General features: G+C 54.8%; 19 protein-coding genes and 2 pseudogenes. 20 read left to right on the top strand and 1 reads right to left on the bottom strand.

The annotated features are described in order from the left end of the window. The first annotated feature begins 234 nt into the window (after positions 1–234). The 20 genes and pseudogenes from hisD to glgP all read left to right on the top strand — a co-directional run bounded on the left by hisD (position 235) and on the right by glgP (position 16,269). Positions 235–1,563: a histidinol dehydrogenase gene (gene hisD, locus SFC07_RS01835; protein WP_411206519.1), complete on the top strand. Its 1,329-nt coding sequence runs from the start codon at positions 235–237 to the stop codon at positions 1,561–1,563. 3 nt (positions 1,564–1,566) lie between these two features. Then, entirely contained in the window at positions 1,567–2,685 is a 1,119-nt protein-coding gene (locus SFC07_RS01840) for a histidinol-phosphate transaminase (RefSeq protein ID WP_411206520.1), read from the top strand. A gap of 15 nt (positions 2,686–2,700) precedes the next feature. Next, positions 2,701–3,303, top strand: a complete 603-nt coding sequence (gene hisB, locus SFC07_RS01845; protein ID WP_411206521.1) for an imidazoleglycerol-phosphate dehydratase HisB — start codon at positions 2,701–2,703, stop codon at positions 3,301–3,303. Between the two features lie 3 nt (positions 3,304–3,306). Beyond that, complete coding sequence (locus SFC07_RS01850; protein WP_411206522.1) at positions 3,307–3,534, top strand: hypothetical protein; 228 nt, start codon at positions 3,307–3,309, stop codon at positions 3,532–3,534. A gap of 48 nt (positions 3,535–3,582) precedes the next feature. Continuing rightward, positions 3,583–4,947 (top strand): MFS transporter, encoded by a 1,365-nt coding sequence (locus SFC07_RS01855; RefSeq protein WP_411206523.1) that lies wholly within the window; start codon positions 3,583–3,585, stop codon positions 4,945–4,947. Positions 4,948–5,023: 76 nt separating this feature from the next. Next, positions 5,024–5,659 (top strand): imidazole glycerol phosphate synthase subunit HisH, encoded by a 636-nt coding sequence (hisH, locus tag SFC07_RS01860; RefSeq protein ID WP_411206524.1) that lies wholly within the window; start codon positions 5,024–5,026, stop codon positions 5,657–5,659. Positions 5,660–5,677: 18 nt separating this feature from the next. Next, on the top strand, positions 5,678–6,418 hold the full coding sequence (priA, locus tag SFC07_RS01865) for a bifunctional 1-(5-phosphoribosyl)-5-((5-phosphoribosylamino)methylideneamino)imidazole-4-carboxamide isomerase/phosphoribosylanthranilate isomerase PriA (protein ID WP_411206525.1): 741 nt from the start codon (positions 5,678–5,680) through the stop codon (positions 6,416–6,418). Between the two features lie 3 nt (positions 6,419–6,421). Continuing rightward, complete coding sequence (locus tag SFC07_RS01870; protein WP_411206526.1) at positions 6,422–7,225, top strand: inositol monophosphatase family protein; 804 nt, start codon at positions 6,422–6,424, stop codon at positions 7,223–7,225. A gap of 25 nt (positions 7,226–7,250) precedes the next feature. Next, positions 7,251–8,024 (top strand): imidazole glycerol phosphate synthase subunit HisF, encoded by a 774-nt coding sequence (hisF, locus tag SFC07_RS01875; RefSeq protein ID WP_411206527.1) that lies wholly within the window; start codon positions 7,251–7,253, stop codon positions 8,022–8,024. Beyond that, positions 8,024–8,380, top strand: coding sequence for a phosphoribosyl-AMP cyclohydrolase (gene hisI, locus SFC07_RS01880; protein WP_411206528.1), 357 nt, complete (start codon positions 8,024–8,026; stop codon positions 8,378–8,380). The genes hisF and hisI overlap by 1 nt, the downstream gene beginning before the upstream one ends. 25 nt (positions 8,381–8,405) lie before the next feature. Further along, entirely contained in the window at positions 8,406–9,065 is a 660-nt protein-coding gene (locus tag SFC07_RS01885; RefSeq protein ID WP_411206529.1) for a TIGR02234 family membrane protein, read from the top strand. Positions 9,066–9,142: 77 nt separating this feature from the next. Then, positions 9,143–9,928, top strand: coding sequence for an indole-3-glycerol-phosphate synthase (locus tag SFC07_RS01890; protein WP_411206530.1), 786 nt, complete (start codon positions 9,143–9,145; stop codon positions 9,926–9,928). Between the two features lie 116 nt (positions 9,929–10,044). Further along, on the top strand, positions 10,045–10,974 hold the full coding sequence (gene lgt, locus SFC07_RS01895) for a prolipoprotein diacylglyceryl transferase (RefSeq protein WP_411206531.1): 930 nt from the start codon (positions 10,045–10,047) through the stop codon (positions 10,972–10,974). A gap of 213 nt (positions 10,975–11,187) precedes the next feature. Then, the gene (pyk, locus tag SFC07_RS01900; RefSeq protein WP_411206532.1) at positions 11,188–12,612 is read left to right on the top strand and encodes a pyruvate kinase; all 1,425 of its coding nucleotides are present in this window, start codon (positions 11,188–11,190) and stop codon (positions 12,610–12,612) included. Positions 12,613–12,783: 171 nt separating this feature from the next. Then, positions 12,784–13,686: a VOC family protein gene (locus tag SFC07_RS01905; RefSeq protein ID WP_411206533.1), complete on the top strand. Its 903-nt coding sequence runs from the start codon at positions 12,784–12,786 to the stop codon at positions 13,684–13,686. 133 nt (positions 13,687–13,819) lie between these two features. Then, positions 13,820–13,984 (top strand): annotated as a pseudogene (locus SFC07_RS01910) (DUF3417 domain-containing protein); the annotation flags it as partial. 26 nt (positions 13,985–14,010) lie between these two features. Continuing rightward, positions 14,011–14,322 (top strand): hypothetical protein, encoded by a 312-nt coding sequence (locus SFC07_RS01915; protein ID WP_411206764.1) that lies wholly within the window; start codon positions 14,011–14,013, stop codon positions 14,320–14,322. A gap of 75 nt (positions 14,323–14,397) precedes the next feature. Further along, positions 14,398–14,637 (top strand): hypothetical protein, encoded by a 240-nt coding sequence (locus SFC07_RS01920; RefSeq protein WP_411206534.1) that lies wholly within the window; start codon positions 14,398–14,400, stop codon positions 14,635–14,637. Beyond that, entirely contained in the window at positions 14,634–14,888 is a 255-nt protein-coding gene (locus SFC07_RS01925) for a hypothetical protein (RefSeq protein ID WP_411206535.1), read from the top strand. The genes SFC07_RS01920 and SFC07_RS01925 overlap by 4 nt, the downstream gene beginning before the upstream one ends. A gap of 45 nt (positions 14,889–14,933) precedes the next feature. After that, positions 14,934–16,269: pseudogene (glgP, locus tag SFC07_RS01930) on the top strand (alpha-glucan family phosphorylase). Here the strand turns inward: glgP and SFC07_RS01935 are convergent. After that, complete coding sequence (locus SFC07_RS01935) at positions 16,260–17,513, bottom strand: amidohydrolase (RefSeq protein WP_411206536.1); 1,254 nt, start codon at positions 17,511–17,513, stop codon at positions 16,260–16,262. The pseudogene glgP and the gene SFC07_RS01935 overlap by 10 nt on opposite strands. Between the last annotated feature and the right edge of the window lie 4 nt (positions 17,514–17,517).

The raw sequence follows: 17,517 nt of genomic DNA on the forward strand, positions 1-17,517 counted from the left end.
TTTCTTTTGGTACTTCGAAAGGAATAGAGCTGCCGAGGGCGAGCTTTTCATTCACCATAAAATATTGAGGTCTTTTAAGTTTCAAGACTAAACCACACGCTTGGGAATGTACCCGAATCAGAAAAAGGATTAGTGGGGAATACAATGGGAAACCATGTGGTGTGAAACTTACTACCTCACACTCATGCAGTAGCCCTAACCTCTCGCCCCAACCTTCAGGGAGAATGCCTCGCCATGTTGAATGTCACTGACCTCCGCGGTCAAACACCATCCAAGAGCGATATCCGACGCGCACTGCCACGCGGAGGAACGGATGTAGTATCCGTCCTTCCCATCGTGCAGCCAGTGGTGGATGACGTGAAAGCACGCGGCGCCCAAGCCGCCTTGGAATACGGCGAGAAATTTGACCATATCCGTCCCGCATCGGTGCGGGTTCCGGCTGAAGTGTTGGCTGCTGCAGAAGCTGCCCTGGATCCGCTGGTGCGCGAATCCATTGAGGAATCCATTAGGCGCGTGCGCAAGGTTCACGCTGAACAAAAGCCACAATCCCACACCACCGAGCTTGCCCCAGGTGGCACCGTCACCGAGAAATTCCTGCCCATTGACCGCGTTGGCCTTTATGTCCCCGGCGGCAATGCTGTTTACCCCTCCAGCGTCATCATGAACACCGTTCCAGCACAGGAAGCAGGGGTTAGCACCCTGGCGGTCGCATCCCCACCACAGGCAGAACACGGTGGTTGGCCACACCCCACCATTTTGGCAGCTTGTTCCATCTTGGGCGTTGACGAAGTCTGGGCCGTCGGCGGTGGCCAGGCTGTTGCACTTTTGGCCTATGGCGATGAGGCTGAAGGTCTGGATCCTGTCGATATGATCACCGGACCTGGCAATATCTTCGTCACCGCTGCTAAGCGTCTGGTGCGAGGAGTTGTCGGTACCGACGCTGAAGCTGGCCCCACTGAAATCGCCATTTTGGCTGACGGCACCGCAAACCCGGTCAACGTTGCTTATGACCTCATTAGCCAGGCAGAACACGATGTCATGGCAGCTTCCGTGCTGATTACTGATTCCGAGGAGCTGGCCAACGCAGTCAACCGCGAAATCGCAGCGCGCTATTCCATCACCCGCAACGCCGACCGTGTTGCCCAGGCACTGGAAGGAAAGCAAAGCGGAATTGTGCTTGTCGACGACATCACCGTAGGCATCGACGTTGCCGATCAGTACGGCGCCGAGCACCTAGAGGTGCACACTGAAAACGCTCGTGCTGTCGCAGAAAAGATCACCAACGCTGGTGCCATCTTTGTGGGAGATTTCTCCCCAGTTCCACTAGGCGATTACACCGCCGGTTCCAACCACGTGCTGCCCACCTCTGGCACCTCACGTTTTTCCGCGGGTCTGTCAACCCACACCTTCCTGCGCCCCGTCAACCTCATTGAATATGATGAGGCTGCGCTGAAGGAAGTCTCTGATGTGGTGATTAATTTTGCCAATGCAGAAGATCTGCCCGCCCACGGTGAGGCAATTCGTGCCCGCTTTGAAAACCTTCCCACCACCAATGAGGCCTAAAAAATGAGCGAACAAACTCTGGCAGCAGATACCACCCTGGCACAATTGCCACTGCGTGAAGAACTCCGCGGGGAAACCGCCTATGGAGCACCCCAGCTTGATGTGGACGTGCGCCTCAACACCAATGAAAACCCATATCCACCTTCGGCTGCGCTGATCCAAGATCTTGTAGCCACCGTGGACAAGATCGCCTCTGATCTCAATCGCTACCCTGAACGCGATGCCGTAGAACTGCGCGAATCCCTCGCTGCGTATATCACCACCCAAACCGGTGTCGCTGTCACCAAAGACAACCTGTGGGCAGCAAATGGTTCCAATGAGATCCTGCAGCAGTTGCTGCAGGCCTTTGGTGGACCGGGCCGCTCCGCACTTGGTTTCCAGCCCAGCTACTCCATGCACCCCATTCTGGCGCAGGGCACTCAAACCCAATTTATTGCGGTGCAGCGCGGCGCTGATTTCCGCATTGACATGGATGTGGCACTAGCAGCCATTGAGCAGCACCAGCCCGATATCATCTTTGTAACCACCCCAAATAACCCCACCGGTGATGTCACCAGCCTCGCTGATATTGAGCGCATCATTCAGGCCGCTCCCGGCATTGTCATTGTGGATGAGGCCTATGCTGAGTTTTCACCCTCACCTTCAGCTACCACGCTAATTGCTAAATACCCCAGCAAGCTGGTGGTTTCTCGTACCATGAGCAAGGCTTTTGACTTTGCTGGTGGCCGCCTCGGTTACTTTGTGGCAGCACCGGCCTTTATTGAGGCCGTTATGTTGGTGCGCCTGCCGTATCATCTTTCAGCCTTGAGCCAAGCAGCCGCAATTGTGGCGCTGCGCCACAGTGCTGACACGCTGGCCACCGTCGAGAAGCTCTCTCAAGAGCGTGAGCGAGTTGTCGCTGGTCTTAAAGAAATCGGCTTTGAGATCGTGCCTAGCGAATCCAACTTTGTTTTCTTTGGCCGTTTTGCAGATCAGCATGCAGCGTGGCAGGAATTCTTGGATCAGGGCGTGCTCATTCGCGATGTGGGTGTGGCTGGACATTTGCGCACCACCATTGGCGTGCCGGCGGAAAATGATGCTTTCTTGGCTGCCGCGCAGACCGTTTTTGATAAGAACTTGTAGAAAGAAGGATCTGCTATGACCCCTCGAATTGGTCGCGCATCCCGCACCACCAGCGAGTCTGATATTTCCGTTGAGATCAACCTTGATGGCAGCGGAAAAGTAGATATTGATACTGGCCTGCCATTTTTTGACCATATGCTCACCGCTTTTGGCGTCCACGGCAGCTTTGACCTCCAGGTCCACGCCAAGGGCGATATTGAGATCGACGCGCACCACACCGTGGAAGATACCGCCATTGTGCTGGGCCAGGCGCTGCTTGATGCCATTGGTGATAAGAAGGGCATTCGCCGCTTTGCATCCTGCCAATTGCCAATGGATGAGGCCTTGGTGGAATCCGTGGTGGATATCTCCGGCCGCCCTTATTTTGTGATCAATGGCGAGCCAGAGCACATGGTTACCTCCGTTATTGGCGGACACTATGCCACCGTGATCAATGAGCACTTCTTTGAAACCTTGGCTCTTAACTCCCGCATTACTCTGCATGTGATCTGCCACTATGGTCGCGATCCACACCACATTACCGAGGCAGAATACAAGGCTGTGGCGCGTGCACTTAGGGGAGCAGTGGAGATGGATCCACGCCAAACTGGCATTCCTTCCACGAAGGGTGCGCTTTAACAGATGAAATCCGCGACGCTCTCTGATATGGTCACTGCGTCAATGCAGACCACCGCTGACGGCAGTAATCGCTGGATGATTTATGCGCTTTTTATTGTCGCTGGCCTTTTTGCGGGCGGTGCCTGGTCTGCGTATAAATCAAAAAACACCCTGCTTATGGTGTTGGCTGGCGTGATTACGATTGCTGCTCTCGCCGGCGGAATTCTGTGGATGATCGGAGAGATGACTTAATTGGAATCTAGGGCTTTAACACGCGCTGAGATCGAACAACTACCCAGCATGTGGCAAAGCCCCGGGTTTGTCGCTGTTATGGTCGCGGTCGCTGCGGCCTTTGGCAGCTGGTCACTCTTGCTGCCAGTAGTCCCACTTGCTGTGCTTAACGACGGTGGCTCCAGCGCACTTGCTGGTGCCACCACCGGAATTCTTATGGCTGCAACTGTGGCTACCCAGATCTTTACCCCAGCAGCACTCCGCAACATTGGCTACACCTCGGTGATGACCTTCGCAGCTTTTATGCTCGGCGTTCCGGCACTGGGATATATCCTCAGCATGGATCCACTCCCAGTGCTCCTGGTGTCAGCCCTGCGCGGAATCGGTTTTGGTGCGCTCACTGTTGCAGAATCAGCGCTTATTGCAGAACTGGTGCCCTCCCGCTTTTTAGGCAAAGCTTCTGGCATGCTGGGCGTATTTATTGGGCTTTCCCAAATGCTCTTCCTGCCCACAGGTCTGTCTTTGGGGGCAAAATTTGGCTATGACATTGTCTACGCCCTTGGCGCCGCAATTGCGCTGCTGGCAGCTTTGATGTGTTTAAGAATCCCGCGCCTAAAGGCAGCTCCCAAAGCAGTGCCGACGAACCCAGCAGGGGAGGGCACAGTGGTTGCAGGAGCCACCGGGGCAACCGAACCGCAGGCCGAAGTGCCCACCTGGAAACTGGTACTCATTCCAGCCCTCGCCGTAACCTCGCTGTCCATGACCTTCGGCGCAGTATCATCCTTCCTGCCAGCAGCAGTGATTGAACTTGATCCTGTCCTCGGCGCCATGTTGGCCGGCATTATTCTATCCCTCACCGGCGCGTCTGCCATGGTTTTCCGCTACCTCTCCGGCGTAATCTCCGATCGCCGCGGAGTGCCTGGAACCACCATGATCCCAGCTCAAATCGCAGGCTTTATTGGCGTCGTACTCATCGCAGCCACCATCTACCAGGGCTGGTCAGTATGGATTTTGGTGCTCGGCGCCGTGCTCTTCGGCGGCGGATTTGGCATGGTTCAAAACGAAGCCCTGCTTTCCATGTTCTTCCGCCTCCCGCGCTCCCGCGTCTCTGAAGCCTCAGCTATGTGGAATATTTCCTATGACGCCGGCACCGGATTGGGCAGTTTTATCCTCGGTATTGTGGCCGCAGCACTGGCCTATAGCGGTGCATTTACCGCCGGAGCTGCCGTCATCCTGCTGGGCATTGGGCTCACCGTCGCCGACCGCATCGCCGGCAAATACCGCATCACCGAATACAACAACACCCGTGCGCGCCTGCGCCAAGTGCCGGTGGCCCGCAAAGCGGTCCACAACTTCCGGGAGGTCCGCGGGAAAGGTACCACTACTAAGCTTGTCGACGACAAGATCCAGCAGCACAAGGATCTTGATTCTTAGTAGTCTTGCCCAGCTTTTGAGCATGAAAATAGGTTGCGGTGCTTGTCATTGTTGACGGGTGTCCTAAACTATCGACATGACCAAAACCGTCGCCCTCCTCGACTATGGATCCGGTAATCTCCGCTCCGCCCAGCGTGCCCTCGAGCGCGCCGGTGCTGAGGTTATCGTGACCTCCGATCCCGATATCGCAACCAACGCAGATGGACTTTTAGTTCCAGGCGTTGGCGCCTTTGATGCTTGTATGAAGGGCCTGAAGGCCGTATATGGGCATCGTATTATTGGTCAGCGACTCGCCGGAGGTCGTCCCGTCATGGGCATCTGCGTAGGCATGCAGATCCTTTTTGAAGAGGGCGAAGAACACGGCATTAAAGCTGCAGGCTGTGGCGAATGGCCCGGCAAGGTGGAAAAACTACAGACCGAAATTCTCCCTCACATGGGCTGGAATACCGTAGAGGTACCCGCCAATTCTGAGATGTTTGCAGGTCTTAGCGCCGATGAGCGTTTTTATTTTGTGCACTCGTATGGCGTGCGCAAGTGGACCTTGGAAACCGATGATCTCACCACACCACCAAAGGTAACGTGGGCCCAGCATGAAAATGATCGCTTTGTAGCAGCAGTAGAAAACGGGGCTTTGTGGGCAACCCAATTCCACCCCGAAAAATCCGGTGATGCCGGCGCGCAACTTCTGCGCAACTGGATTAGCTATATCTAAACGTTAGGACCAATAACAATGAGCTTTAATATTCTTCCCGCAGTTGATGTAGTTAATGGCCAGGCAGTGCGCTTGGACCAGGGCGAGGCCGGTACCGAAAAGTCCTATGGCACCCCTTTGGAATCTGCACTGAAGTGGCAGGAACAGGGCGCTAAGTGGCTGCACTTTGTTGACCTTGATGCAGCTTTTAACCGTGGCTCCAACCACGAGATGATGGCTGAAATCGTGGGCAAACTAGATATCGATGTGGAACTCACCGGTGGTATCCGCGATGATGAATCCCTCGAGCGCGCATTGGCAACCGGTGCCCGTCGCGTCAACATCGGCACCGCCGCTTTGGAAAAGCCCGAGTGGATTGCTTCTGCAATTGCTCGTTATGGCGACAAGATCGCCGTGGATATCGCCGTGCGCCTGGAAGCTGGCGAATGGCGTACCCGTGGCAATGGTTGGGTTTCTGATGGTGGTGACCTCTGGGAGGTACTCGAGCGCCTTGATTCCCAAGGCTGCGCCCGTTTTGTGGTTACTGACGTGTCCAAGGATGGTACCTTGAGCGGACCCAATGTGGATTTGCTGCGCGATGTAGCCGCTGCAACCGAGGCTCCCATTGTTGCCTCCGGTGGTATTTCCAAGTTGGAGGATGTACTGGAGCTGGCTAAGTACCAGGATGAGGGCATTGATTCGGTGATTATTGGCAAGGCCTTGTATGAGCACAAGTTCACCCTTGCTCAGGCACTGGCAGCCGTCGAAAAGCTCGGTTAAAACATGGATGCACGCGGGATGTTGGCCATCGCTGAGGCCGTCGTAGATGATGCCGAAGCCCTTTTTATTAAGGGCTTCGGTGCTGCGCCTGCCCATATGAAAACCCCAGGTGACTTTGCCACCAGTGTGGATCTAGAGATCGAATCTCAGATGCGCACCATGTTGGAGATTATGACGGGTATTCCCGTTATCGGCGAGGAGGCCGGGGGAGTGACCTCTGGTACCCGCTGGGTAATTGATCCCATTGATGGCACTGCCAACTTTGCCGCCAAAAACCCAATGAGCGCGATTTTGGTGTCGTTGGTGGTGGATGATCAGCCCATTTTGGGTGTTACCTCCACGCCAATGCTGGGCAAGCGTTTATCTGCTTTTGAGGGCTCACCCTTGATGATCAATGGGCAGCCTCAAAAGCCACTGGAAGATCAATCCCATCTGGTGGCTCACATTGGCTTTAGCTCCATGGCGTCCCCGCGTGAATCCACTTTCCCCGTTGAGGTCAGGCGCGATCTTTTGGCCGAGCTGACCGAATCTTATTTGCGTCCCCGCATCACAGGCTCGGTGGGTGTGGATCTGGCGTTTACGGCGCAGGGAATTTTTGGGGCCTGTGTATCTTTTAGTCCCCATATTTGGGATAACGCGGCTGGCGTCATGCTCTTGCGGGCAGCGGGGGCAGTGGTCACCGATACCGATGGCAATGAGTGGCATCCTGGACATGGAGTTATTGCGGGAACAAAAAATGCCCATGAAGTGCTGTTGGGTACGATAAACAAAATTAAGACTGAGCACGAGCAAGCGGTGCAGGACTAATCCTCTTTCAAGGAGCAAAAATTTTATGGGCGTGGCAATTAGGGTTATTCCTTGTCTCGACGTTGATAACGGCCGAGTAGTCAAGGGCGTTAACTTTGAAAATCTTCGCGATGCCGGAGATCCAGTTGAATTAGCCAAGCGTTATGACGCCGAAGGTGCAGATGAACTAACCTTCCTTGATGTCACCGCCTCCAAGCACGGCCGCGGCACTATGCTCGATGTGGTGCGCCGCACCGCCGACCAGGTGTTTATTCCTTTGACCGTGGGTGGTGGCATCCGCAGCGAAGAAGACGTTAACCAGTTGCTGCGCGCCGGAGCCGACAAGGTCTCCGTTAATACCGCTGCCATTGCGCGCCCGGAGCTGCTCTCTGAGCTTTCCCAGCGCTTTGGTGCACAGTGCATTGTGCTCTCTGTTGATGCCCGCCGCGTACCAGCAGGCGGACAGCCCCAGCCCTCCGGCTTTGAGGTAACCACCCACGGTGGCTCCAAGTCCGCTGGCATTGACGCCGTTGAGTGGGCACGCCGCGGCGAGGAACTGGGAGTAGGGGAGATCCTGCTTAACTCCATGGACGGCGACGGCACTAAAAATGGCTTTGACCTAGAGCTGCTCACCAAGGTCCGCGAAGCCGTGAGCATTCCGGTGATCGCCTCTGGCGGAGCTGGCACCGCAGAGCACTTCCCACCAGCTATTACCGCCGGCGCCAATGCCGTCTTGGCAGCCACCATTTTCCACTTCGGTGAAGTAAGCATCACCGAGGTTAAAAACGCCATTCGCGCAGAAGGTTTTGAGGTCCGTTAATGAGTACTAACCCTGCCGATTACAACCTTGACCCCGCCGTCGAAAAGCGTTTAAAGCTTAACGACGCCGGCCTCATCCCAGCGGTCGTCCAAGCCGCCGGGACCAAGGAGGTGCTCATGATGGCGTGGATGGACGTCCACGCATTGGCCTACACTTTGGAGACCCGTCAAGGCACCTACTTCTCCCGCTCCCGCAATGAGTATTGGATTAAGGGACTAACCTCGGGAAATGTTCAGGAGGTTACCGCTGTTGCACTCGATTGTGACGGCGATACTGTCCTGGTGACGGTGAATCAAACCGGCGGTGCCTGCCATACTGGCTCCCGGACCTGCTTTGACAATGATGTATTGCTCTAAAGCTTAAAGATTAAGGAAATTTTTTATGAAGCCACGTGTGTTGTCAGCGCTGATGATCGGAGCTGGCGCCTTGGTAGTGTGGATCAGCTCACGCATGAACTGGATTACCATCGAGGCTTTTGATGATAAATCAGGCGCAACCACCCAGTCCTTGGTGGGTGCCACCTGGTCCACCGAGATCATGGCCTTGGCGCTAGCGCTTTTGGCTGCCTTCGCAGCTGCTCTGGTGCTACGCCGAACCGGCCGTCGCGTCATTGGCGTGCTGGCTGCGCTGCTAGCTATTGGTGCTAGTCTGTCGCCCTTGTCCTTGCTGACCCAAGATCCCGATGCTGAGCGCGCCCGTACTTTGCTGACCTCAGGAGTGGCCTCCCAAAAGGCTAATTCTGGCACCTTGTTGTCCGACTGGGCGGAGATTACCTCCATCACCACCCATCCACTAGCTGCAATAATTGCCATGATTGGGTGCGCGCTGGCGCTGGTGGGCGGGGTGTTGCTAGCAATGCGACCTGGCGTTGACACCGTCAAAGGCAATCAATATGAACGCCGTCAGGCGCGCGCGGAGCGAATTAAGGCCGATCTGGAAGAAGCTCCGGAGTCGGGTCGTGTGATGTGGGACGCATTAGATGAAGATATTGACTTCACCGACAAGCCAGAATCCACAAATAAATCACCAGGTCAGAGCTAAAAAATGAAGCCTTGATTTCTTTCACCGTGGGCCTTCGGGTTAATCTTGAAGGTGCATTAGGAGGAAGGAGGTGTGGCATGGTTGCGACAGATAATCGCATCCTCAAAGAAGTCGCTGCGGAAGTTGCCGCGCGCGAAGCTAAGCTGCCTTTCCAAGAGGTCAAGGCCAAATCTCGGTCCTCACACCTGCAACCGGCCATTGATGTCCGCTCTGTCTTTTTCTCCTCAGGCTGCAATGTGGTCGCAGCCTTTGATCGTTTCGCCTCTGACTGGTCCGATCACACCGACCCCGTGGACTTTGCAGAAAAGGTAGCCAGCTGCGGTGCCGCCATGCTGGCCTACACCGTGCGCCGCGGTCAATTTGAACGCGCCTGTGGTGATGTTCGAGACATTAAGTCCAAGGTGAATATCCCAGTTTTCCTGGGTGACCTCATTATTGACCCCTACCAAATCCACGAAGCCCGCGTGATGGGTATTGACGCTTTGGAACTTCCAGTGTGGGCGATGGACCAGCCGCGGTTGGAATCCTTACTTGACCGCACAGAATCGCTGGGAATGACCGCTATTGTCTCGGTACGTAACCCCGCCGAGGCGCAACGTGCAGTTATGTCAGGAGCTTCAGTAATCGCCATTGATGTCACCGGTTATACCGGCTCAATGACCTTGCCTGAGGCTTTTTCTAAAATCTGCCAACTGCTGCCTGCGGAAGTCGCCCGCATTGTGCTGGGCGGCTGCTGGACGCCTAAAGAATTAATGACCTTTGCGCGTTATTCTGCCGATGCCATCTTTGTGCCACATACCAAGCTTGCCTCCACAAAATCCCTGGTGAGTGCCGGGATGCACCCTGCTTGTCCCTCGCGTTAATTAGGGGCTTGAATGGTTATTGTCGGTGGCTAACATGCCGGTGGGTGAGGGGAGTTGCTAGATTAAGGGACATTGTTGTCCGCCTCACCGTTAGGTAAAAAGCTGCAGTGGATGTAATGACTTTGGCCGCGTTTCCCTCCCCACCCCAAGGCGTGTGGTACTTGGGACCAATTCCAATTCGAGCCTATGCCTTGTGCATTATTGCCGGCATTGTGGTGGCCGTGTGGCTGACCAGAAAGCGCTACGCTACCCGCGGAGGAAATCCCGAAGTTGTTCTGGATGCAGCTATTGTTGCCGTTCCAGCTGGCATTATTGGTGGCCGTATTTATCACGTGATCACCGATAATCAGAAGTATTTTTGCGAGAGCTGTAATCCCGTTGATGCTCTCAAAATCACCAACGGCGGTTTGGGCATTTGGGGAGCGGTAATCTTAGGCGGATTGGCAGTAGCCGCCTACTTCCGTTATAAGAAGATTCCGCTGGCTCCTTTTGCTGATGCAGTAGCTCCCGGTGTTATTTTGGCCCAGGGCATTGGCCGTTTGGGAAACTGGTTTAACCAGGAACTTTATGGTGCAGAAACCAATGTTCCCTGGGCATTGGAGATTTATTACCGCGTAGATGAGCAGGGTAAATTTGCGCCTGTCACCGGAACCTCCACCGGTGAAATTATGGCCACCGTTCACCCCACCTTCCTTTATGAGCTCTTGTGGAACCTGCTCATCTTTGCCCTGTTGATGTGGGCGGATAAGCGTTTCCAGCTTGGCCATGGTCGCGTTTTTGCCCTTTATGTTGCCGGCTATACCCTCGGCCGCTTTTGGATTGAACAGATGCGTGTCGACGAAGCGACGATGGTCTTTGGCATGCGCATCAACACCCTGGTTTCTGCAGTGGTATTCATTTGCGCTGTTATCGTATTCTTCCGACTCAAACCCGGCCGTGAAACCCCAGCTGAAATAGATCCGACTTATCAGGCATCTTTGGCTGCAGCAGGGGAGTCGGTCGGCTCTGATGAGAAGCCAGAAACGACTGGCCACGCCAAGGTTTGAGTGGTTTAAGAGGCTGAGTGAAGAATTAACCTAAGGTTTAACCGGGTGTCCGTTTTAGTGTACGGGTGCCCGGTTTTTTCTGATTTGAGCACGTCAACCAGGTTTCGGGCAGCCACTGTGTCGGGGGTCATAAATGGCTAAAAGGGGTATTTTGGTTATGTTAAAGATATTACTTGTGGCCTGGTAGGGGCGGTAGGTACTAGGCTAGGCAACGTGGAAAGACGAACGAAGATTGTATGTACCCTTGGCCCAGCGGTTGCCAGCGCAGATGGAATTTTGCGCCTGGTAGAGGATGGCATGGATGTTGCCCGCCTCAATTTCTCCCATGGTGACCACCCAGATCACGAGCAAAACTACAAGTGGGTCCGCGAGGCCACTGACAAGACAGGTAAAGCTGTTGGCATCCTCGCCGACCTTCAAGGTCCAAAGATTCGCCTCGGCCGTTTTACCGACGGCGCCACTGTGTGGGAGACCGGCGAAACTGTCCGTATTACCGTTGATGAAGTAGATGGCACCCACGACCGTGTGTCCACCACTTATAAGAACCTGGCCAAGGACGCAAAGCCAGGCGACCGCCTCCTCGTAGACGATGGCAAGGTTGGCCTCGTATGCGTTTCCGTAGAAGGCAATGACGTCATCTGTGAAGTCACCGAAGGTGGCCCAGTATCTAATAACAAGGGTGTCTCCCTGCCAGGTATGGATATCTCCGTGCCTGCATTGTCCGAAAAGGACATCCGCGACCTCCGCTTCGCACTTAAGCTCGGCGTTGACTTCATCGCCCTGTCCTTCGTTCGTTCCCCAGCTGATATTGAACTTGTCCATGCCATCATGGATGAAGAGGGTCGTCGTGTCCCTGTTATCGCCAAGCTGGAAAAGCCAGAGGCAGTTTCCGCCCTTGAGTCCATCGTCCTCGCATTTGACGCTGTCATGGTTGCCCGCGGCGACCTTGGTGTTGAGGTTCCTTTGGAGGAAGTTCCACTGGTACAGAAGCGTGCAATCCAAATTGCTCGTGAGAATGCAAAGCCAGTGATCGTGGCAACTCAGATGCTTGACTCCATGATCGAAAACTCCCGCCCAACCCGCGCTGAAGCATCTGACGTTGCTAACGCTGTGCTGGATGGTGCAGACGCCGTCATGCTTTCCGGTGAAACCTCCGTTGGTAAGGACCCACACAATGTGGTTCGCACCATGTCTCGTATTGTCCGCTTCGCGGAAACCGATGGTCGCGTTCCTGACCTCACCCACATTCCACGCACCAAGCGTGGCGTGATTTCTTATTCCGCACGTGACATCGCAGAGCGCCTGAACGCTCGTGCTTTGGTCGCCTTCACCACCTCCGGTGATACTGCAAAGCGTTTGGCTCGTCTGCACAGCCACCTGCCTTTGCTGGTCTTTACTCCAAACCCAGCAGTTCGCTCCGAGCTTGCTCTGACCTGGGGTGCGACAACCTTCCTCTGCCCACCAGTCACCGATACCGATGACATGATGCGCGAAGTTGACCGTGCACTGCTTGCCATGCCTGAGTACAACAAGGACGACATGATGGTTGTTGTTGCAGGTTCTCCTCCCGGAGTTACCGGTAACACCAACATGATTCACGTTCACCTCCTCGGAGATGACACCCGAATCGCAAAGTAGTATTAGCTACTAAAAGGCGCTGACACCCACCACGGGAGTCAGCGCCTTTTGTATTTACGCAGGTGGTTGGCCGATATGAACCACTTTAGGAATTTACTTGACACGGAAAGTAAATTACTTTAAACTCAGTATCAACAAAGAAAAACCCCACACTCCCCAAGGATGATTAACATGGCTGCACTGGAACAGAGCATTAATGACAACACCTTCATGGACGCAGTTTCCCTGCGTGTTGGTGACCTCGAAGGCATGAGCTCTTATTACTCCGCAATTCTTTCACTTGAACCAATGGAAGAAAAGGTTCGTGGCAAGGAAGTCCACCGCGTACTCGGCCGCAATGGCACCCCATTGCTGCGCCTTATCTCTACCCCTAACCTTCCAGGTGTAGATCCTCGTCAAGCAGGTCTTTATCACACCGCTTTCCTCTTTGATACCCAGGAAAGCTTGGCCGCTACCGTTTACCGCGCAGCACAGGAACCACGCTCCCGCTTTGTTGGTTCCTCCGATCACTTGGTCTCTGAAGCTTTTTACTTCACCGACCCAGAGGGCAATGGCATTGAGCTTTATGTAGACCGCGTTCGCAGTGCTTGGAAGTACGATGCCAATGGCGATGTCCGCATGGACACCATCTACCTGGATCCAAACCAATACCTGCAGCAGCACCTTAGCGAAACCGTGTTGAACAACACTGCTATCTTGCCTGCCAAGATCGGCCACGTTCACCTCCAGGTTGGCGATGTTGAGCAAGCTCGTCAGTTCTACGTGGACAAGATCGGCTTCGACGCCACCACCTCTATCCCCGGCGCACTCTTTGCCTCTGCAGGTGGATACCACCACCACGTCGCTATGAACACCTGGCACTCCGGTGGAGCCGGCCCTCGCGCTGCCACCCTCGGCCTTGCCAATGTGGCAGTAGTTGTTCCAGGCCGTGAAGATCTGGACAAGCTGGTTAGCCGTCTGGGCTCCTGGGAGCACTCCGATAACGGCACCTCTGTAATCACCAAGGATCCTTGGGGCACCCAGCTCACCGTTTCCCTCGGAATCACCTCCACCGAGGAACTGCTCGAGCGCTAAATTCTCCGGTAGCAGGGCACGCTTTCACAAGCTAGGTTAGGTCTTGTGAAAGCCGTGGAAAAAGTGCAAGTGCACCAACAGCTCCCTGCCCAACTTGAGCCACTCCTCCGACTAGCGCACAATTTGCCTGGTCATGGCGAGAAGACGCCAAAAACTCTTCTGTGATATTGACCCATCCCTGTGGGAAGAACTCACCGAAGATCCAAAGCAGCTTTTAGCAAAAGTCTCAGCCTCACGTTTGCATGCCCTTGCAAATGATGAGGCTTTTTTGGCGCGTGTGAAGGAAGAAGACCGCAACCTCACCGCGTATCTCAGAACCAAGAAGTGGTACCAAAAACAACCCCCTCCAAGGACTCCAAACAGGGTAAGGCCCGTGACCTGCTGGTGGCTTATTTCTCCATGGAGTTTGGAATCCACCCCAGCCTGCCTATTTATTCCGGCCGCCTGGGAGTGCTCGCTGGCGACCACCTCAAATCAGCATCTGACTTAGGCGTACCCCTGATCGGCGTGGGGTTGTTAAATAGCCAGGGATACTTCACCCAGACTCTCAGCGGAGATGGCTGGCAAGAAGAAAACTATGACTTCCACGACCCAGCCCACTTACCACTAGAACAGGTTGTGGATGAGCAGGGCTAGCAACTCCAGGTTTCCCTTGCGTTTCCTGAAGGCCAAGAAATAATCCTCACCCTGTGGCTAGCGCAGGTGGGTCGCGTGCCCTTGTTATTGCTTAATAGCAATAATGAGCACAACCCTGAGCATCTGCGTGCGGTTACAGATCGCCTCTACGGCGGTGATAGCGAACACCGCATTCAACAAGAAATTGTCTTAGGAGTCGGCGGAGTGCACGCTGTCAATGCATTCTGCCAGGTCCGGGGTATAAAACCACCGCCATTGGCGCACCTTAATGAGGGCATGCAGCCTTCCTGGGAATTGAGCGCATCCGGGAAATGATTGTTAACGGCGCAGACTTTGAGGCAGCTTTTGAACAAGTCCGCGCCTCAAATATCTTCACCACCCATACTCCAGTGCCAGCTGGAATTGATCGTTTTGAAATGGGCCTAGTAGCGCGTTATTTAGGTGCAGACCGCCCCAGTGAACAGCAGCTATGTCCGGGAGTTCAGCTAGATAAAGCACTAGAACTAGGCCGTGAAAATGATCCCAACCGCTTCAACATGGCTCCCTTAGGTTTGCATATAAGTTAGCATGCGAACGGCGTCGCAAAGCTGCATGGCCAGATAAGCCGTAAGATGTTCGCCGGCCTGTACCCCGGATTTGAGGAGTTTGAGGTGCCCATCGGGCACGTCACCAACGGTGTCCACCTGCCCACCTTGACCAAACCAGCAATGTTGCCACTGGTGGAACGGGTTACTGGTGGGGTAGAGCTGGCAGTGGGCGATAGCTGGCCCAACCCGGAGGCGGTGAAGCTGGAAAAGTTGTGGAAGGTGCGCAATAAGTTGCGTGCCGAGCTGGTCACGGTGGCACGCGCTGCCACGGATCAGTCCTGGCAGGCGCGTGGTCACAACGCAGCCGAGCTGGGGTGGACGCGCCGAGTGCTGGACCCGGAGGTGCTCACCATCGGTTTTGCGCGCCGCGTGTCCACTTACAAGCGCCTGACTTTGATGCTGCGTAACCCTGAGCGCTTGCGCGCAATTGTGCTCAATGAGCAGCGCCCGGTGCAATTTGTTATTGCCGGCAAAGTACACCCCAATGACAAGGCCGGCAAAAAGCTCATGCAAGATATCATCCGCTTTGCCGATGACGCCGGGGTGCGAGCGTTTTCTCTTCCTCGCCGATTATGATCTCGCCCTGGCAAACTCCCTGGTTGCGGGCAGCGATGTGTGGCTCAATAATCCCCTCCGCCCGCAGGAAGCCTCGGGCACCTCAGGTATGAAAGCGGTGCTTAATGGTGGTTTGACCTTGTCTATTTCCGATGGCTGGTGGGATGAAATGCCGCGAGAGACCGGGTGGACCATCCCCACCGTGGAGAGCGAGGATGCCGACTACCGCGATAATGCCGAATCTGCAGCCCTCTATGACCTGCTAGAACATTGGATTGCGCCGCTGTTTTATCCACGCGATAAAAATGGCATTCCGCAACAGTGGCTAGAAAAAGTGCGCCATTCCTGGACTACCTTGTCGCCCCTGGTTACCTCCACGCGAATGGTGCGTGATTACACCGACAATCTCTACCGCCCGGCGCGCCACCAAGCTGGCCTGATTGCCAACCCGGCCACAGCAGGGGAGTACGCGCAGTGGCTTGGGCATCTGCGCACCGCCTGGCCTGGGGTTTCAGTGTCAAACCTGCAGGTGCGCCCCGGCCACCCCATTCAGCTCAGCGTCCGCGTGGATCTAGGTGTGCTTCTCGACGAAGAGATTGCGGTGCAGGCACTTTATGGTCGAGTTGATGCTGCTGGAGAGCTCATCAACCCTGCCATTGTGCCTTTGCAGCCTGTCGGTGACGGCATTTATTCCGCCACCTTAGACCCCGATATCCCCGGAGATTATGACTTCACGGCACGCGTGGTGCCTGCCCATGAGATGATTCTCAACCCGGCGGAAACCGGCTTGGTTACCTATTTGTGAAGGTAGGTCAACACTGCCGCGGCTGCTGCTTTGGTGGCAGCAGTCATGGTGGGGTGATAATCGGGAAGGAAATTACCCATGTGATTAGCTGGAATATCTAGCGCTTGGCGATCTTTTTCCACTGCTTCCTGCCACTGCTCGCGTGGGGTCGCACCCACCGTCCAATAAAGGTAGGGGCTATTAAAAGCCTTGGGGATGGAGGGGAAATCCTCAGAGGCAGTCCAGCGCTGGGCATCGCGGGAATCTGAACCAAAGACCTCATCAAAAACAGGCCTGACCGTGGAATATACCTGGGGAGTATTGTCGGTGAGATCGCCATGTGCAAAGTACTTCAGCTTGGGTTCATTCTCAATTCCAGAGGCCAAACACTCGCCGCGCACCACTCTTTCAATGGCGCGATAGACCTTGCGCTTGACCTTGTCATTATAAAAACGACAGTTCAGCACCAAGCGAGCTTCCGCAGGAATAGTGTTATTGGTATTGCCTGATTCCAGGGTGCCTACCGAAATCACGGCAAAATCTTCCGGAGATACTTCGCGTCCCACAATGCCCTGCAAACGCACCACAATCATGGCTGCTACATAGGTGGGATCGATGGAGTTATGAGGCATGGAACCATGCGCACTGCGGCCCTTGATCTTAATTTCAATGGAGTCACAGGCAGCTAGAGCACCACCGGCCATGGACATAACTGTTCCTGCAGCTCCGGGTACTACGTGCTGACCAAAGCACACATCGGGGCGAGGAATAAGATCCACCAGACCACCGGCAACCATCTTATTAGCCCCCTGGGAGTTTTCCTCTGAGGGCTGGAAGAGTGCGACAAAAGTGCCTTGCCATGCTGCACGATGTTGATCCAAAATGGCGCAAGCGCCCAAGAGGGCAGTGACGTGCACATCATGGCCACAGGCATGCATAACAGGAACATTTACACCGTCATGGGGACGCACGCGGGTGGAAGCAAAAGGAACCCCGGTAGTTTCCTTGACGGGGAGCCCATCAAAGTCAGCACGCATGAGGGCAACCGGGCCGGATTCACCATTGCGGAAGATGGCCACAATGCCATATCCGCCGATGCCGGAAATTACTTCACAGTCAAATCTTTGGAGATAGGTGAGAATGCGATCTGCAGTCTCCGCTTCAAAACCAGAAAGCTCGGGGTGCTCGTGTAAATCCTGGTAAACGGCCTCTTGCCAGGACAAATCGACACCGTGATTACTAAGGAGTTCTGAAATGGGGCTCATGGCT

The organism is Corynebacterium callunae (assembly GCF_046592015.1).
In the GTDB taxonomy this organism is placed as follows: Bacteria; Actinomycetota; Actinomycetes; order Mycobacteriales; family Mycobacteriaceae; genus Corynebacterium; species Corynebacterium callunae_A.

Bases quoted from the DNA above. Each gene is read 5' to 3' on its own strand.
- SFC07_RS01890 (WP_411206530.1), top strand. From the start codon at position 9,143: ATGGTTGCGACAGATAATCGCATCCTCAAAGAAGTCGCTGCGGAAGTT.
- SFC07_RS01885 (WP_411206529.1), top strand. From the start codon at position 8,406: ATGAAGCCACGTGTGTTGTCAGCGCTGATGATCGGAGCTGGCGCCTTG.
- hisD (WP_411206519.1), top strand. From the start codon at position 235: ATGTTGAATGTCACTGACCTCCGCGGTCAAACACCATCCAAGAGCGAT.
- priA (WP_411206525.1), top strand. From the start codon at position 5,678: ATGAGCTTTAATATTCTTCCCGCAGTTGATGTAGTTAATGGCCAGGCA.
- SFC07_RS01935 (WP_411206536.1), bottom strand. From the start codon at position 17,513: ATGAGCCCCATTTCAGAACTCCTTAGTAATCACGGTGTCGATTTGTCC.
- hisF (WP_411206527.1), top strand. From the start codon at position 7,251: ATGGGCGTGGCAATTAGGGTTATTCCTTGTCTCGACGTTGATAACGGC.
- hisB (WP_411206521.1), top strand. From the start codon at position 2,701: ATGACCCCTCGAATTGGTCGCGCATCCCGCACCACCAGCGAGTCTGAT.
- lgt (WP_411206531.1), top strand. From the start codon at position 10,045: ATGACTTTGGCCGCGTTTCCCTCCCCACCCCAAGGCGTGTGGTACTTG.
- SFC07_RS01850 (WP_411206522.1), top strand. From the start codon at position 3,307: ATGAAATCCGCGACGCTCTCTGATATGGTCACTGCGTCAATGCAGACC.
- SFC07_RS01855 (WP_411206523.1), top strand. From the start codon at position 3,583: ATGTGGCAAAGCCCCGGGTTTGTCGCTGTTATGGTCGCGGTCGCTGCG.
- hisI (WP_411206528.1), top strand. From the start codon at position 8,024: ATGAGTACTAACCCTGCCGATTACAACCTTGACCCCGCCGTCGAAAAG.
- SFC07_RS01870 (WP_411206526.1), top strand. From the start codon at position 6,422: ATGGATGCACGCGGGATGTTGGCCATCGCTGAGGCCGTCGTAGATGAT.
- SFC07_RS01905 (WP_411206533.1), top strand. From the start codon at position 12,784: ATGGCTGCACTGGAACAGAGCATTAATGACAACACCTTCATGGACGCA.
- hisH (WP_411206524.1), top strand. From the start codon at position 5,024: ATGACCAAAACCGTCGCCCTCCTCGACTATGGATCCGGTAATCTCCGC.
- SFC07_RS01840 (WP_411206520.1), top strand. From the start codon at position 1,567: ATGAGCGAACAAACTCTGGCAGCAGATACCACCCTGGCACAATTGCCA.
- SFC07_RS01925 (WP_411206535.1), top strand. From the start codon at position 14,634: ATGATTGTTAACGGCGCAGACTTTGAGGCAGCTTTTGAACAAGTCCGC.